The following is a 15,229-nucleotide window of genomic DNA, read 5'->3' as shown; positions in this document are numbered from 1 at the left end:
AATATAAACCTCAAGGTCTTTCTTTTACTCCCACATAGTGCCGAATGAGAGGGCGGCTACGTTCAAAAGAACTTAACCCTCATCATCCCCTTATAATATTCCTCCAATACAATGAAATTGACCTTCAACCATACATTCTATGGGGGAGGCAAAGGATGGACGTATGTCAAAAATCGTAAAGTCGGTGATTTGCTTGTATATAGTGATGGAAATACACTCAAGTTTGAGAGCATCGGACTGGAATATGAGCAAGTAACGGTTTATAACATGACGGTTGATGAGTTCCATACGTACTTTGTGAATGACCTTGGAATTCGAATTCATAATACTGAACCATCTAGTTTAAGTGTAGCAACTCTTTTTACTATGAGAAAAACTTATAGAAGTATTGCCGAATTAGAAGTTTCTTATATCTCAAAAGATAAGGTATTAGATACGTGAAAGAGTTTGTGGGTGAAAGTTATTCTAAGGCAGTAGCCAAAAAAGGGTATGCAACATATGTAAGTGAAATGGGAACTATGTTGCTAGATATGATTATAGAAAAAAATGCTTAAAGGCGAGACAGCCGTGGCTGTTGCCTTCCAGGCATAAAAACCATTTGTTTAGTGCCTATTTAAGCACATTGTATATGATGGGAACACAGTTTCTCTATTGTATAAATAATTATGCGAAAAAATACGAACCCCATCACGTGTCATGTGCTTGGGAGTTCGTATGTTTTTATTAGACAATAGTACAGAGTGATTTTGCTGGTTGCTGAAATCGGTTTTCTGATTACTTAATCGATCTTTACCCAAGAACCACTTCCAGAAGTAGCAAATCCTTTATCTGTACTTTTTATTTCCACGATCGAAGGGCCTTCAGGTGTACCATTGGCAATCACACTGTCAATATCACCTTTAAAACTGCTCAGTCTTTCCCAATAAACCATGGAACCATCACTTTTATATTTACCTGGTTTGATATCTTTACCTACGATATATGTTCCACTTTTAAATGTACTTTGAGGATTTGCTTGATAGGAAGAATCTATGAGCACCCATGTTCCAGTCCCGTTTGTTTCAAATCCTTCATCCGTTTCATCTATCTCAACAATGGTAGGTCCAAGCTCGTCCGCACTTCTATTTGCAATGATTTCGTTCACATCTCCTGTAAATCCAGATAGACGCGCCCAATATAGATTTCCATTTGCATTTCTGTACAAACCTGGATGAACTTCATTATTAACAGCAAAAATACCATTAGCATCAATTGTAATACCCTTAGTTATCGTATTGACTTTTTCATCTACAACCGAGGGTTTATCCTGTTTTGGTGTTAATGATACTTCCGTTTTTTCGAGATTAGATGTGATTTGCTCACGAATAGAAGATTGAGCGCTCTCAGTCTCTTTTGGAATGATAGTGATTGTTATACCGATAAGCAGTGTCAAAAAACAAAATGCAAAGGCGCTGCCGGTGAAAAAAAAGAATTTTTTCGCTTCGTAGTTCTTTGTTGTATAAAGAATTATAGAAGCTATGAGTAAGCCTATTCCAGCAAAAAAACCTATACTCGCAAAGATAAAAAAAATAATATTCATATGTTCTCCTTTTTATTTATATGTATTATCCATACACAGTATATCGGGAAAACGGAATAGAAATTTTAGCTTGCTTCATCATGGTTCAGAAGAGTCGATAGAAAGCGAATGCTACATAATAAATAATCATCTGATAATATAAGATGATCACTAAGGTACATTTTATAATGAGATGAAAGGAAGAAAACAATGAAAAAATTAAGCCACTCCTTCAGCGGAGCCCTTCGAACCTTCTCGTTTTGGATGGCAAATGGTACGGTTGGTCTGCCACTACTTGAAGGTATTGATTATTCTTGTATTTTTGAAGAACCCAGTGCATTGGAGCAAGCGTATGCCATTTTTGCCAATGTGATTGAGATGGATGAGGAGGGTACAGTCCTGAATGCCAAATATGCAGAAATGCGAGCAGCTCAGTTTATCCGCAGTTATGTTGACGACAACTATCAGATGGAACCAGCATTAGAAGGTTGGGAAGTAGCGCTTTATTAGTAAAGGCGAAATAGGCTGACATTAAAATTGGGATGTGCCGTATGAAAGGGTAAATGTTCAAAACCTTCAAACAATAAAGCAACCAGCATGGAATATATTGATCCTTGCTGGTTGCTTGTATAATAACGCATCTCTCAATGAAATATGCGAGATGCTAAATAATCAGCTACTTCATACGATAAGCAAACCAACGAATTGGCTCTCATAACTCTAACTACAACATCAGCCGATAAGCTCTAATTCCACCTGTTTCAGTTCGTAAAAGTAACCTTGTTGTCTCATCAACTCATCATACGTTCCCACTTCGACAATCTTCCCTTGATCCATCACCACGATCTGATCCATTCGCTCCAATCCGGTCAATCTGTGACTGACCATGACCAAGGTAGATTTTTCGGTGCGTTCTACCAGCAGATCAAGAATGCGATGCTCAGTCACATAATCCAGCGAAGAAGTCGGCTCATCCAGCAGCCACAACTGTCCAGGTTTGAGAAATGCTCGTACCAGCGCCAGACGCTGTTTTTCGCCATCTGACCAATTCTCTCCTTTTTCCAGCATGAGATCATCCAGATTCTTATGACCCAGTTCGACTTGTTGCAGTACATTCATCAATCGGTCATCGGACAAGTCGTCACGTTCTAGCAGCAAATTTTCACGTAATGTACCACGGAAAAAGTGACCTTGCTGTAGCACCACACGGCTTTGCTTCCAGATGCTGTCGGCATTCAGCTCACCGATTGGCATCCCATTCAACATAACCTGCCCACGGTCTGCGGTATGCAGCTTGAGCAGTAGCTCTAATAAGCTAGTTTTACCCGAACCACTCGCTCCCACGATAGCAGTTTTGGACCCAGCAGGCAGAGATAACGAGATATCTTGCAGCGTCCAGCGCCAATCATCCGCATAGCGAAACCAGACATTCTCCATATTGATGCTTACCTGCATATCATCCTGTAATTGCAGTGATCCAGTAGGCTCTTCGCTCGGCGGAGTTTGTGGGACGACTTCATTCAGGCGCTTCGCAGCAAATTCGCTGTCTTGTTTGTAAGCAGGAAGTGTTGCCATCGCAGCGGACTCGTCGAATACGGTCATAGATGTCATAATCAGCATCGCTAGAAATATGCCTTCCATCGAACCGTTAACAATCAACCATGCTCCTAAGGCGAGTACACCCCACGACATGACAAATGTGGTCAAGGCGTGTAGCGATTGTCCGCGCAGTAAACGAACAGCGTCTTTTTGCTGCATGGTGGTCAGCTCGCGGGAGACCTGTTCCAACTGTTGCTCGCGTTCGTATAGCCGCCCGTATACTTTTAGATCCATAAAGCCATACATCATTTCTGCTGCCTCTGTTGAAAATGTCGCGCGTAGCTTGCGCACAGCGCCCTGCTGCTTATACTGTCCTTTTCTAACAACTGCTGGTACGACAAAGGCGATGAGAAGCATACCGAGTACGAATAGTAGTGCAATCCATATTGAGAAAAACGAAGTGAAAATTACCGTAGCCAAAAATACAGATATGACGATCATCGGTGGGTAAGCGACCCGTAAAAAGTAAAATTGCAAACTCTCCACATCGCCTACGATCCGAGCAAGCAAATCCCCGCTACGCTGACGACTCAACATATCCGGTGCCAGCGGAATCAATCTGGCGAAAAAAGTCGTCCGCAGCCGACTGAGTAGCGAGAAGGTAGCACGGTGCGAATACAGCCGCTCGCCATAACGGCTAGCTGCGCGCGTCAGACCGAGCAGTTTCACCAAGGATGCCAGTAGGATCAATGTGTAGAGAGGAGGGAGGAAGACCGTTTTTGCGATCAGATACCCACTCATCGAAAATAAAGCCACCCCAGCGATCCCCGCTACAAATCCTGCACCGATCGAAAGCAGAATATCTTTGCGTTCCTGAAGCATTGCTTTGGCAAAAATGGACCATTCGCTCATCCGACCACCTCCTGACGACGGTTATAAATCATTTCTGCATACAATGGAGCAGTATGCAGTAGCTGCTCATGCGTTCCGCTAGATTGAAGCTTGCCTTGTTCCATAAACAGAATCCGATCGGCATCGCGAATCGTATGCAGTCGATGGGCAATTGTAATAACAGTTGCATGCTGAGACAGTAGGCGAATCGAACGCATAAGGACACGTTCGGTATGCAGGTCTAAACCCGTTGTCGGTTCATCGAATAGCAGCACAGAGGGCTTTTTCAAAAAGGCACGCGCCAGAGCGAGCCGCTGCTTTTCGCCACCAGACAATCCACGTCCACCTTCACCGACCAGTGTGTCATAGCCGTGTTCTAACTGTGCAACCAATTCCGTCAATCCAGCCAACTCGGCTGCCGCAGCAATGTCTGCTCTGGATACTTCTCCATCCACCGCAATGGCAATATTGTCGGCAAAGGTACCTGCAAATATATAAGGATGCTGCGTAATATAACCGATTTGTGCAAACCACGCCTGCTCATTGCTAAGAGACAGCGGCTGATTATTTATACGAACATCGCCGACCGAAGGAGGGAGCAGACCAGCAATCAGATGGAGCAGCGTCGTTTTGCCAGCACCACTTTTGCCAACGATAGCGATATTCTGTCCCGGTTCAATACATAACGAATCGATCGTAAGCTGGAAATCTCCCGCACCGTAATCGAAAGCGACATTTTGTATCTCGATCACGGGTGCCTGCGATTGGATGAATGGCAGAATCCTAGAGGAGTACGTAGGCATATGGCTTACCATGTCCGTCTGTGCCTGCTCTTTGCTACCGTTCTGCTGCACATTTGCCTCGTTCAGCAGCACTTCAATATTGCGAATAGCCCCCATACTTGTACGCCCGCCATGAAAGGCAGTACCCATATTTTTAAGCATATTATAGAACTCAGGTACAAGCAGTAGAATCAGAAATGCCACATGAAAGTGTAGCGTCTTGAACACAACGAGCTGCAATGCCAGCTCCAACGCCACAATACCAATACCGAGCATAACAATCGTTTCGAGTGCAAAGGTATTCGTAAAAGCCACCTTTAATATGCTCATGGTAGAATCCCGATAGCCCAAGCTACGCTGCTCAATCTTCTGCTGCTGTTCTTTGGTACGTCCAAACAGCTTGAGAGTGAGTAGTCCTTGCAGCGAGTCCAGAAAGGTACCGGAAAACAAAGCTAGCTGTTGAAACTTTTCTTCGGACTTTTGCTTCGTTTGTATACCGATCAATGCCATAAACAGCGGAATAAATGGTGCTGTAAATAGCAGAATCAGTCCTGACGGAATATGCAGACTGAAGACAACGATCAAAATCATCAGCGGCATGATGGACGCTTCGATCATTTTAGGTACATACTGGCTAAAATAAGCATCAGCTTCATCGACAGTATCCAGTGCTAGACTGATTTTACTGCCTGTTTGCCCTTGTCGTGCAGACATCAGTGGATGCGAAGCCAGCAGGCGCAGTAATCGCAAACGCAAGGCGCGCTTCGCATCTGCGGCAATATTCAGCCCAATAGAGCCATTGATATAGGAAATCCATGTGCGCATGATCATAACTACAAGTAATGCGATAGCAACCCAGAGCCATGAACGCAGCGAAGCAGATTCTACGAAAATCTGCTGCACCGCTTCAGCTAGCAGCACAGCCTGCATAATGGTCATGACACCGAGCGCGAAGGAGAGCAGCCGAAGCAGTAACTTCCGTTTGCGCTGAGTGTACATAAGCTCTTTTAAAAGCCCAGCGTTCTTTTTCATAGATGGAAACCTCCTTAACGTTTCCCTTTGACATAATCGGCATCAAATAGAAACAGTCGGAATACGAGGGCAAGGGATGGAATCAACAGCAGCAGCCCGCCGATAAAAACGGAAACTAGAGCAATGCCCATCGCTTCTCCTGTAGCACTACCCTGTACGGTAATATAAGGGTCCAGAATGTACGGATAATGCCCAATCCCATAAGCGAAAAAGGCACAACCAAATTGCAGCATCACCGCAATGAATGCCCAGCCGTAATGACGTCCTTTATAAAGAAGCCACAATACAATCAAGAAACAGAGAACGGATAAACCGAGCAGCCACCACAGATTCATCATATTTTGAAAATGACGTTCATTGTGCTGGCTTAAATACAAAAATGCTGTAAACGCCGCAATAATCGTCGGCGTACTCCAGAACAGTGCATAGCTGCGCAGTAATTCCAATGCTGGCTTATCATCTGCCCGATGTGCATAAAAGGATAGGAAGCAAGCGCTAATAAACAATACCGAGGTTAGTGCCAAAGCGACAATGCTCCAAGCAAGCGGGCTGGTCAGCAGTTTGATATATTCGAGATGCACCGATCCATTTTGCTCTATAATAAATCCACCTTCGGACAGCACCAATGCTACCGACAACGAGGCTGGAATCAGCAGCCCGGTTGCGCCATACAGAAACAAAAAGACGATATTTTTCTTAGAACCGTAATTTTCAAACGCGTAAAAAGCACCGCGAACCGCTAGCAAAATAATTGCGATACTACCTGGCACCAGTAGAGCGGCTCCATAATAATGCGCAGCATCGGGGAAGAATCCAATTAAACCGATAAAGAAAAATACAAAGAACACATTCGTGATTTCCCAAACCGGCGACAGATAGCGAGCAATCAGGCGATTGATCAAATGATCCTTACCGGTTGCTCTTGCATAGAAGGCAAAGAAGCCTGCGCCAAAGTCGATGGATGCAATAATCAAATATCCGTATAAAAATATCCATAATACCGAAATACCAATCATTTCATAGCTCATGATGGAAGGTCACCTGCTTCCTTAGGCATCGCCGTATGTGCATGGGCGGCTTTTTCTAGTTCCGCTTCCGCAGGATTGTTCAAGAATAGTCGGCGCAGCACGATAATACAGAGTGTTCCGAGAATGATATACAGCAACAAAAAGACGAAAAAGAGCGGCATGATGCTAGGAGAAGTGGTAGCGGCTTCTTGCACACGCATATAACCGCGAATGATCCACGGCTGCCGTCCGACTTCGGCATAAAACCAGCCCAGCTCCACCGCGAGAAAAGCAAGTGGTGCTCCGAGCACAATCGTACGCAGCATCCAACGATGATGCTCGTTGCGCTTTTTCCAGAATAACAGTACAAAAAACAAGGCAGATACAGCGAGCAGAATAAAGCCGATACTGACCATGAAATCGAACAAATAATGGATCATCAGCGGCGGCTGTTGATCAGCAGGAAATTCATTCAAGCCTGTAACCTCAGCATTGAAATCACTAAATGCCAAAAAGCTAAGCGCCTTCGGTAGATGTAGCGCACCGATCACTTCACGTTCTGCATTGAGCCAGCCAAGGAAGATCAGATCTGCTCCTTTTTCAGTCTCAAAATGCCATTCGGCGGCAGCGAGCTTTTCCGGTTGATGCTCTGCGAGGAATTTGGCAGACGTATCGCCTGCAAATGCTGTGAGAAAGCTGAAGATCAGCAGCACGCCCATCATTAACTTGAGCGCTTTTTTGCTGTAAACGGTAGCTCCTTTTTTCAAAATGGAAAAGGCAGCAATACCCGCCAACAGAGCAGCGCCAGTCATATAGGCGGATGTTAGTACGTGGAATACTTTAGAGGGTGTGGCTTCGTTGAACATTGCTTGCAGTGGATAAACCGCTGTAAATTGTCCACCTTCTAGTACAAATCCGCTTGGCTGATTCATAAAACCGTTGACTGTCGTGATGAAAAAAGCGGACATGGAAGCGCCCAATACAATCGGAATCGTTAGCAGCCAATGAAGATAAGGGTTGCGGAATCGCTCCCAAGTGTACAGGTAAATGCCTAGAAAAATAGCTTCAAAGAAAAAGGCGAATACTTCCAAGAACAGGGGAAGTGCAATTACATTTCCGGCAAGCTGCATAAAATTAGGCCATACCAGCGCCAATTGCAACGAAATCGCAGTTCCTGTCACCACACCTACGGCAACAGAAATAATAAATCCACGCGTCCAGCGTTTTGCCATGAGCGTATAGTGCTTGTCTTTTTTACGAATGCCTACCAGCTCTGCAATCGAAATCATAAGCGGGATCGCAACACCAATCGTTGCAAAAATAACATGGAAAGATAGCGTCAGCCCGGTCACCAGTCGGCTCCAAAGTACTGTGTCGATCATCATGATAGGTATCCTTTCTTTGATTACTGTAAGATGATGTTCCTGATGGGGCTTAGCGTATCAATTTTTTGATGAATGATGTGACTTTTGTTACACTTTTCAAACAAATAACAAAGCTTTGCGTCAATTTTGTGAAAAAATGCACAATAACTCTTTCGAGCTATTGCGCATTTAGGGGAAGCGTGATTAAAGAGCACTACTATTTCCAACTTCTAATATTTACCATGGAATACGTTTGGTGTCGTCAAAGAAACTGCCTGTAGGGCCTTGTTCATCCAGCGTTGCCAAATGAATAGCGATTGCAGCCCCTTGTTCCGGTGTACGGGTTCCACTAAAGTTATTAAATTCAGTAGCCACATGCCCTGGTGCAGCGGAGTTTACTTTGATGTTGTTTTTGGCCAATTCTCTTGCATAATGGACGGTTAGAGCGTTCAGTGCTGTTTTGGAGGAAGAGTAGGAGATAGAGGGCTGTCCCACAAATGCGCCTTCATCTCCCAGCGATCCTCGCAGACTGGAGATGTTCACGATGCGCCCAGCGGCAGATTTTCGTAACAGGGGCAGCATCTGATTAATGATTGAAACGACGCCGAATACGTTTGTTTCATAAACGTGTCGGAATTCCGTTGCATCGGCATCTCTGGGTTTGTTTCGGGAAGCAGCAACACCTGCATTGTTGATTAAAATATCCAAACGTCCATATTGCTTTTGGATGGTGTCATAGGATTGTTCAATGGAGGATGGATCCGTAACATCCATCTGTATAAAGTGAACTTCCCCTTCATGTTGTAGATCGTTTGCAGCCGCAATACCTCGTTCAGCATTGCGACTTCCCAAATATACGATGATGCCTTGATTAGCAAGCCCTTTAACGATTGCCTTCCCGATGCCTTGATTGGCTCCTGTAACTAGTGCAATTGTTTTAGATGTCATAGTGTTCATGCTCCTTGCCTTTTTTATTTTTTAATTTGGTGAGTTTGATGTTGATCACATTTTGTAATTCAATCATTTGTTGAGCCAGTTTCTGTTTGTGATGTTCTAGCATGTCATACCGTTCCTCGGATATGTTGAGGTGAAGGTAGTGCTTAATATCTTCCAGCGACATACCCATCTTTTTGAGACAAGCAATGAGTTGAAGGGTATCCACATTCTCTTGGCTATAGATTCGATGACCAATCTCATTTCGAGCGATAGGCGGAATCAATCCAGTTTTTTCGTAAAACAGTATGGTATCTTTGCTTAGTCCACTTCGATCTGCTGTTTGTTTCAGTGGATACATTTTGTTCATGTCATCACCGCTTTCTCTACTGGATATAGTCGATACTACACCCCGGAGTAAACTCTGGGTCAATAGCAAAAATGCAGCTATGTCTATTTTAAAAAACAAAGACTATTTGCACGAAGCAATGTGCAGGTTCAGTCTAATAAAAAAAGAAGACAGCGATACATGCTGCCTTCTTGTATGTGTAACGATGGATTATGCTTTGCCTGATGATTCCTTTATAGAATGCAATGCAAGCAAAGGATCATATGCAATGCAAGCGAAACATCAGGAACTGCTACTGCATGAGCTGCAAGAACTTCCGCTGCTACAAGAGCTACTGCTACAGGAACTGCTGCTACACGAACTACCGGAATCATGCGAATGATGATGTCCGCCCGAATGATTAGAGTGATGATCTGAACCGGAAGAACCTGTACCGCATGCCGAACTGGAATGCGAAGTGGATTGCGAATGTTGCTGCTGTACATCCTGTGGCAAATGTGAGTTAATCGCCGAACAGAAGTCTGCTGGTGGCAGATTGGAATAATACACACATGCCGCTGCCGCCGTACCTAGTCCATAATTGTTATCACTGTAATAACTCGATGTATAGGTATAGCTGGAATCCGTACTACTATTGCGATTCGATGTTCGATCTGATTCATTATTAGGCGCATTGCCATTCAATGCGGCTTGACTATGCTTTTGGAAACGCTGATCCAAATATAAAATGCCCTGCTGCGCTTCCGGTATCTTTTCAAATGTTGCTCGATTGTATACCCAGCTTCCTTGCTGATGCGGGTGGAACATAAGCATCTCGTTAATCATAGATTTGGATAGCGGAAACCGGAAGAAGCTACCCCACACATACGAATTGGCACGCTCAATCGGAAACAGCTCGGCATATGCCCAATCAAATAGCGCGCGTTGATCTGGCAACGACACCTTGCCACCATGTGGCGAATGATGCAGCATATATCCGTAAAACCGTTCGCAAAATTGCTGGTAATCGCGTGTGAACATCAGCATCTCATGCCATACTTCATCGACACGGTCACTGAACATCGGCATTTCCCGAAAGAGGGCGCAGAGGAGCAAGTACCGCTTCATTTCAAACCAACGCCACTCGTATTCGTCCCGACTTAATTCTGGGTGCTCGGTCAATATGCGTTGGCGAAGTTGCTGCTCATAATGATCAGGTAGCGATTGCAGCAACTTATGTGCTAACGGTTCGCACGGATGACCGGGTGGGACTAGATGAGAGGGCGGTGGAGCATGTTTGCGAAAAAATCGCTCATCCTGCGCTGCACGACGACCCTGCTGCTGCGATTTTCGTTTCGATAGATTGATCACAATCATAATAAAAGCAAAGATCAGAATAATGACTGTAAATGACGTGGACATAACGAAAAACCTCCATTCATATACATATCCCTCATATACACTTGCTTCTTACAATACCGCTTCTTTTTGCACACGCTGTTCAAATTCACGACGAATCTCTTGTAACAGCTCCGCATTCGTCATGACATCAAACGCCGTTTCTGCCAACACAATTCCTGTGAAAATCATAGCATCCAGCGCTTGCGGCTCCTGCGCACGATCACGGAAACCGATGCTGTGTAGCTCATGCTTTTCATCCGTGACCTTCATATACGGATGAATGGCTGGGCAGCGAACCGAGACATTGCCCAGATCCAGTGAGCCAGCATCTTTACCGGAATGAATCTCTTCTGGAGCAATACCATTCGCTATCAAATTGCGATTAAATGTAGCTGATAACGTTTGATTCGTAATCAGCTCATCGTAGGAATACTCATAATTGGAAATCTCTAATCGACAACCCGTTTGCAAAGCCGCACCATGCGCGACTTGTTTCACACGTTCTACCAATTCGTTCGTATAGACCCGACTACCAGAGCGCACATAAAATTGCGCGGATGCATAATCGGGAATCACGTTAGCAGCCACACCGCCATGATTGATAATGCCATGAATCCGCGTATCGCTGCGAGTTTGCTGACGCATCGCATTGATTCCGTTAAACAACTGCAACACCGCATCCAGCGCATTGATTCCATGCTGCGGACTGGCAGCCGCATGTGCTGATTTGCCAAAATACTCAAATTGTAACGCATCCATTGCCAGCGAAATACCGGATTCTTCATACGCATAATATGGATGTGCCATCATCGCAAAATCGCAATCATCAAACCAGCCCTCTGCCGCCATCGGCACCTTCGCACCGCGCGTTTCCTCAGCAGGTGTGCCATATACACGAATCGTACCGCCAATCTCATCCAGTACGCGTTTCAGCCCAATCGCGGCACTGACGCTCATCATACAAATCAGATGATGCCCGCACGCATGACCAATCTCTGGCAACGCATCATACTCACACATCAACCCAACAACAGGACCCGGCTTCGCCGCCGAATAGGTCGCCAAAAACGCCGTCTCAATCCCAAGCACAGGTCCTTGAACCTCAAACCCATGCTCTGCTAGCAACGTTTTCAACGCCGCCGAAGCTTTAAACTCTTCATTGCCTAACTCTGGATTTTGTCCAATATACGTTGATACGGCTTTAAACGCTTCTGCATGCTGCTCAATCGTTACTCGAATTTGCTGTTTTAGCTGTTCATGATTCATGATGTGATTCTCCTTTGATCAAATATGTAGAAGGGGATATGTTACCAGTATAGCATGCTGGTGAAATCAAGTGTGCTGTATGTGTGGGTTGAATTTCTTTTGAGGTGGGGCAGCAGGCGCTACAGAAAGGGATAAGGGAATGGGACTCCAGTGGAGCCGCGGGAATCTTTTGGATTAGCAGTGAATGAAGATTCCCGCCCCTCCAAAGTCGCCCTTATCCCTTATCCCCTTTCTTCCGCTAGTGCAGTTTATCCACTATTCCTAATAACGAAACCATTCAACAGCCGCTTGTAAGGGGGACAATTGACGAAAAGAAATATGGGATTTAATATGATCTGTTTGCCATTGCTTGATGGGGCTGAATAGAATTCGGATCGAAAGTTTAGAGTTAAAAGATGACCCTTACAGACAAAGATACTAGTCGCTGATATGCCCATATCAAATATGTTCATATCATTAATAAGCCATATACATCTAAAAAAAGAATGTAACTATAATCTTCAAAAAGAAACTAAATAGTCTAGATCAAGCTACAGATACTAAGTTATCGTAGCGGAGGGAAAGGAATTGGGGAAAAGGACGACTTCTAGTGTTTATGGTTTTCAAACACGTGTTTCAATCAAAAGTGATTTTTGCGAAGCGAAATATCTTACTGTTTTGGAGGTACAAGAATCTTCGTTACCATCTAATCCAAAAGATTCTCGTACCTCCACCTAAGGACGTTCCCCAATTCCTTTCCCGCCGCGGATGCACTAATACCATTACCATTACTCCAGTGTGACAATTTATTCACACATATGTATATAAAACCATTGAATAATCATACAATTGCATTTATAATAAACCGGTTGACTTTAAAGTCACATTAGGAACAAGGCACCATCCACATCATAGGACGTAAAGGAGATAGAAGGTTGAAAGCACTAAAACCATGGCTAGCATGTACATTAAGCATGCTCATGCTATTTTTTATGATTGTACCTTTGGCGTCTGCCTCACAAGGCTCTGGCAAAAAGATTGTTGTCGGGCTGAGTGCAGATTTTGCGCCGTATGAGTTTCGTAAAAATATCGACGGTGAAGGTCAGATCGTCGGTTCGGATGTAGAGATCGCTAAGCAGATCGCAGCGGATATGGGAGCACAGCTAGAAATTCAGGACATTCCATTTGACAGTCTGCTTCCGGCACTGGATAGTGGACGGATTGATATGATCATTTCCGGCATGACGCCAACCGCAGAACGCCGTAAAAATGTCGATTTCTCAGATTCCTACTATATTTCGCGTCAAGTCATCATGACTCGTGCGGAAGATAAAGACAAATATGCGACGCTGGATAGCCTCAAGGGTGTCGCAATCGGTGTACAAAAAGGCTCTATCCAAGAAGGCATCGCCAAAGATATCGAAGGTGCGAAGCTGACTTCCGTTGACCGCATTTCGGATATTGTGCTGCAATTGCAGTCTGGTCGTGTCGATGCAGCAGTTATGGAAGGACCAGTTGCCGAAGGTCAGGTTGCCAACAGTGGCGATCTTGCCATTACAGCCGCTACCATTCCAGATAGCGATACCGAGATGGCAATCGCAGTGGAAAAAGGCAACACGGAACTATTGAATCAGATCAACGGTACACTTGCCAAGTTGAAGAAAACAGACGAAGTTTCCAAATTCGTGCAGGAAGCAACCGCACTGAACTCGGATGAACAAAAAGCCCCAGACAATATATTTAGCATCTTCTGGGATTATCGTCACTACTACGCAAAAGGCGTACAATACACGCTGCTGCTTTCCGCACTGGGCGTATTGTTCGGCTTTGTGATTGGTTTGATCGTGGCGCTGCTGCGTTTGTCCAATCTGGGCATTCTGCGCTGGATCGCGATGACGTATATCGAAATTTTGCGCGGAACACCAATGCTGGTGCAATTGCTCATCATTCACTACGGTATCGCGCAAACGTTCCACATCGAATTTAGCGTTCTGCAATCCGGTATTATCACGCTATCGATCAATAGCTCGGCATATCTGGCGGAGATCTTCCGTGCCGGTATCCAAGGTGTCGATCGTGGACAATCCGAAGCAGCGCGTTCACTCGGTATGTCATATGGTGCAACACTGCGCCACATTATCATTCCACAAGCAGTGAAAAGTGTATTGCCGGCAATCGGTAACGAGTTTATTGTTATTATCAAGGAATCGTCGATCGTTTCGTTTATTGGGGTCGCCGATCTGATGTTCCAAGCACAAGCCGTACGTAGTATTACGTATTCTGCGCTGTATCCGCTGCTGATTGCGGCAGCGATTTACTTTGTAATGACATTTGTATTGTCCAAATTGCTGGGCATCGTGGAAAGGAGATGGAGTGTAAGTGATCGACGTTAAAGGTCTACAAAAGTCTTTTGGCAAAAATCAGGTACTCACTGGCATCGATATCGAAATTGCACAGGGCGAGGTTGTTGTTGTGATCGGACCGAGTGGTTCGGGGAAAAGTACATTTTTGCGTTGTCTGAATCTGCTGGAGCAGCCGACAGGTGGCGAGATTTATTTTGAAAATGAACTGATTACCGCTCGCAAGTATGATATTGATAGTGCTCGTAAAAACATGGGCATGGTATTCCAACACTTCAATCTGTTTCCGCACAAAACGGTTCTGCAAAATCTGACGATTGCACCGATCAAGGTGAAAAAGTTGGACAAGGCAGCAGCCGACAAAATCGCTCTCGATCTGCTGCAAACGGTTGGTCTGTCCGACAAAAAGGACAGTTATCCAAGCCAACTGTCCGGCGGTCAGAAACAGCGTATCGCGATTGCTCGTGCATTGGCTATGCAGCCGCATGTGATGCTGTTTGACGAGCCAACGTCTGCACTTGACCCAGAAATGGTCGGCGAAGTGCTGGAAGTTATGAAGAAACTTGCTCAACAGGGAATGACCATGGTCATCGTAACGCATGAAATGGGCTTCGCTCGTGAAGTTGGCGATCGCATCATCTTTATGGATGGCGGTCAAATTGTAGAGCAAGGCACACCGGAGCAAGTCTTCGGCGCACCTTCGCATCCACGTACACAGGATTTCCTGAGTAAAGTACTATAATGTAAAACAAGGCCTTATATGGCGATGGATTGATGAAATAACTGTAA

Annotated in this window: 13 protein-coding genes; 4 read left to right on the top strand and 9 right to left on the bottom strand. The window is 44.8% G+C overall.

Annotated features, from left to right (window positions below):
- Window positions 1-111 precede the first annotated feature (111 nt).
- Window positions 112-441, top strand: coding sequence for a polymorphic toxin-type HINT domain-containing protein (locus ABXR35_RS08980; protein ID WP_367058426.1), 330 nt, complete (start codon window positions 112-114; stop codon window positions 439-441).
- A gap of 337 nt (window positions 442-778) precedes the next feature.
- Here ABXR35_RS08980 and ABXR35_RS08975 read toward each other — a convergent pair whose 3' ends face one another.
- The gene (locus tag ABXR35_RS08975) at window positions 779-1,579 is read right to left on the bottom strand and encodes an Rv1352/Rv1906c domain-containing protein (RefSeq protein ID WP_367058423.1); all 801 of its coding nucleotides are present in this window, start codon (window positions 1,577-1,579) and stop codon (window positions 779-781) included.
- 189 nt (window positions 1,580-1,768) lie between these two features.
- Here ABXR35_RS08975 and ABXR35_RS08970 point away from each other — a divergent pair, with 189 nt between their 5' ends.
- On the top strand, window positions 1,769-2,068 hold the full coding sequence (locus ABXR35_RS08970) for a DUF7677 family protein (protein ID WP_367058420.1): 300 nt from the start codon (window positions 1,769-1,771) through the stop codon (window positions 2,066-2,068).
- Window positions 2,069-2,290: 222 nt separating this feature from the next.
- Here ABXR35_RS08970 and cydC read toward each other — a convergent pair whose 3' ends face one another.
- The 8 genes from cydC to ABXR35_RS08930 all read right to left on the bottom strand — a co-directional run bounded on the left by cydC (window position 2,291) and on the right by ABXR35_RS08930 (window position 12,101).
- Window positions 2,291-4,009 carry a thiol reductant ABC exporter subunit CydC gene (gene cydC, locus ABXR35_RS08965; protein WP_367058417.1) on the bottom strand — a complete coding sequence of 573 codons (1,719 nt, stop codon included), beginning with the start codon at window positions 4,007-4,009 and terminating at the stop codon, window positions 2,291-2,293.
- Entirely contained in the window at window positions 4,006-5,802 is a 1,797-nt protein-coding gene (gene cydD, locus ABXR35_RS08960; RefSeq protein ID WP_367058414.1) for a thiol reductant ABC exporter subunit CydD, read from the bottom strand. The genes cydC and cydD overlap by 4 nt, the downstream gene beginning before the upstream one ends.
- A gap of 14 nt (window positions 5,803-5,816) precedes the next feature.
- Complete coding sequence (locus ABXR35_RS08955) at window positions 5,817-6,830, bottom strand: cytochrome d ubiquinol oxidase subunit II (RefSeq protein ID WP_367058411.1); 1,014 nt, start codon at window positions 6,828-6,830, stop codon at window positions 5,817-5,819.
- Window positions 6,827-8,194, bottom strand: coding sequence for a cytochrome ubiquinol oxidase subunit I (locus tag ABXR35_RS08950; protein ID WP_367058408.1), 1,368 nt, complete (start codon window positions 8,192-8,194; stop codon window positions 6,827-6,829). The genes ABXR35_RS08955 and ABXR35_RS08950 overlap by 4 nt, the downstream gene beginning before the upstream one ends.
- Window positions 8,195-8,410: 216 nt before the next feature.
- On the bottom strand, window positions 8,411-9,121 hold the full coding sequence (locus tag ABXR35_RS08945) for an SDR family oxidoreductase (protein ID WP_367058405.1): 711 nt from the start codon (window positions 9,119-9,121) through the stop codon (window positions 8,411-8,413).
- Window positions 9,111-9,476: a MerR family transcriptional regulator gene (locus tag ABXR35_RS08940; RefSeq protein WP_367058402.1), complete on the bottom strand. Its 366-nt coding sequence runs from the start codon at window positions 9,474-9,476 to the stop codon at window positions 9,111-9,113. The genes ABXR35_RS08945 and ABXR35_RS08940 overlap by 11 nt, the downstream gene beginning before the upstream one ends.
- Before the next feature lie 261 nt (window positions 9,477-9,737).
- The gene (locus tag ABXR35_RS08935; RefSeq protein ID WP_367058399.1) at window positions 9,738-10,856 is read right to left on the bottom strand and encodes a UCP032817 domain-containing protein; all 1,119 of its coding nucleotides are present in this window, start codon (window positions 10,854-10,856) and stop codon (window positions 9,738-9,740) included.
- Between the two features lie 48 nt (window positions 10,857-10,904).
- Entirely contained in the window at window positions 10,905-12,101 is a 1,197-nt protein-coding gene (locus ABXR35_RS08930) for a M20 family metallopeptidase (protein ID WP_367058396.1), read from the bottom strand.
- A 914-nt stretch (window positions 12,102-13,015) separates the two neighbouring features.
- Here ABXR35_RS08930 and ABXR35_RS08925 point away from each other — a divergent pair.
- Both ABXR35_RS08925 and ABXR35_RS08920 read left to right on the top strand, forming a co-directional pair.
- The gene (locus ABXR35_RS08925) at window positions 13,016-14,473 is read left to right on the top strand and encodes an ABC transporter substrate-binding protein/permease (RefSeq protein ID WP_436669328.1); all 1,458 of its coding nucleotides are present in this window, start codon (window positions 13,016-13,018) and stop codon (window positions 14,471-14,473) included.
- Window positions 14,460-15,182, top strand: coding sequence for an amino acid ABC transporter ATP-binding protein (locus ABXR35_RS08920; protein WP_367058393.1), 723 nt, complete (start codon window positions 14,460-14,462; stop codon window positions 15,180-15,182). The genes ABXR35_RS08925 and ABXR35_RS08920 overlap by 14 nt, the downstream gene beginning before the upstream one ends.
- The last annotated feature ends 47 nt before the right edge of the window (window positions 15,183-15,229 follow it).

This window comes from Paenibacillus sp. JQZ6Y-1, assembly GCF_040719145.1.
GTDB lineage: Bacteria > Bacillota > Bacilli > Paenibacillales > Paenibacillaceae > Saccharibacillus > Saccharibacillus kandeliae.
The sequence above is the reverse complement of the archived record's forward strand: the minus strand, read 5'-3'. Positions and strand labels throughout refer to the sequence as shown.

Excerpts from the sequence above, each read along its gene's own strand:
- ABXR35_RS08980 (WP_367058426.1), top strand. The coding sequence starts at position 112 with ATGAAATTGACCTTCAACCATACATTCTATGGGGGAGGCAAAGGATGG.
- ABXR35_RS08975 (WP_367058423.1), bottom strand. The coding sequence starts at position 1,579 with ATGAATATTATTTTTTTTATCTTTGCGAGTATAGGTTTTTTTGCTGGA.
- ABXR35_RS08970 (WP_367058420.1), top strand. The coding sequence starts at position 1,769 with ATGAAAAAATTAAGCCACTCCTTCAGCGGAGCCCTTCGAACCTTCTCG.
- cydC (WP_367058417.1), bottom strand. The coding sequence starts at position 4,009 with ATGAGCGAATGGTCCATTTTTGCCAAAGCAATGCTTCAGGAACGCAAA.
- cydD (WP_367058414.1), bottom strand. The coding sequence starts at position 5,802 with ATGAAAAAGAACGCTGGGCTTTTAAAAGAGCTTATGTACACTCAGCGC.
- ABXR35_RS08955 (WP_367058411.1), bottom strand. The coding sequence starts at position 6,830 with ATGAGCTATGAAATGATTGGTATTTCGGTATTATGGATATTTTTATAC.
- ABXR35_RS08950 (WP_367058408.1), bottom strand. The coding sequence starts at position 8,194 with ATGATGATCGACACAGTACTTTGGAGCCGACTGGTGACCGGGCTGACG.
- ABXR35_RS08945 (WP_367058405.1), bottom strand. The coding sequence starts at position 9,121 with ATGACATCTAAAACAATTGCACTAGTTACAGGAGCCAATCAAGGCATC.
- ABXR35_RS08940 (WP_367058402.1), bottom strand. The coding sequence starts at position 9,476 with ATGAACAAAATGTATCCACTGAAACAAACAGCAGATCGAAGTGGACTA.
- ABXR35_RS08935 (WP_367058399.1), bottom strand. The coding sequence starts at position 10,856 with ATGTCCACGTCATTTACAGTCATTATTCTGATCTTTGCTTTTATTATG.
- ABXR35_RS08930 (WP_367058396.1), bottom strand. The coding sequence starts at position 12,101 with ATGAATCATGAACAGCTAAAACAGCAAATTCGAGTAACGATTGAGCAG.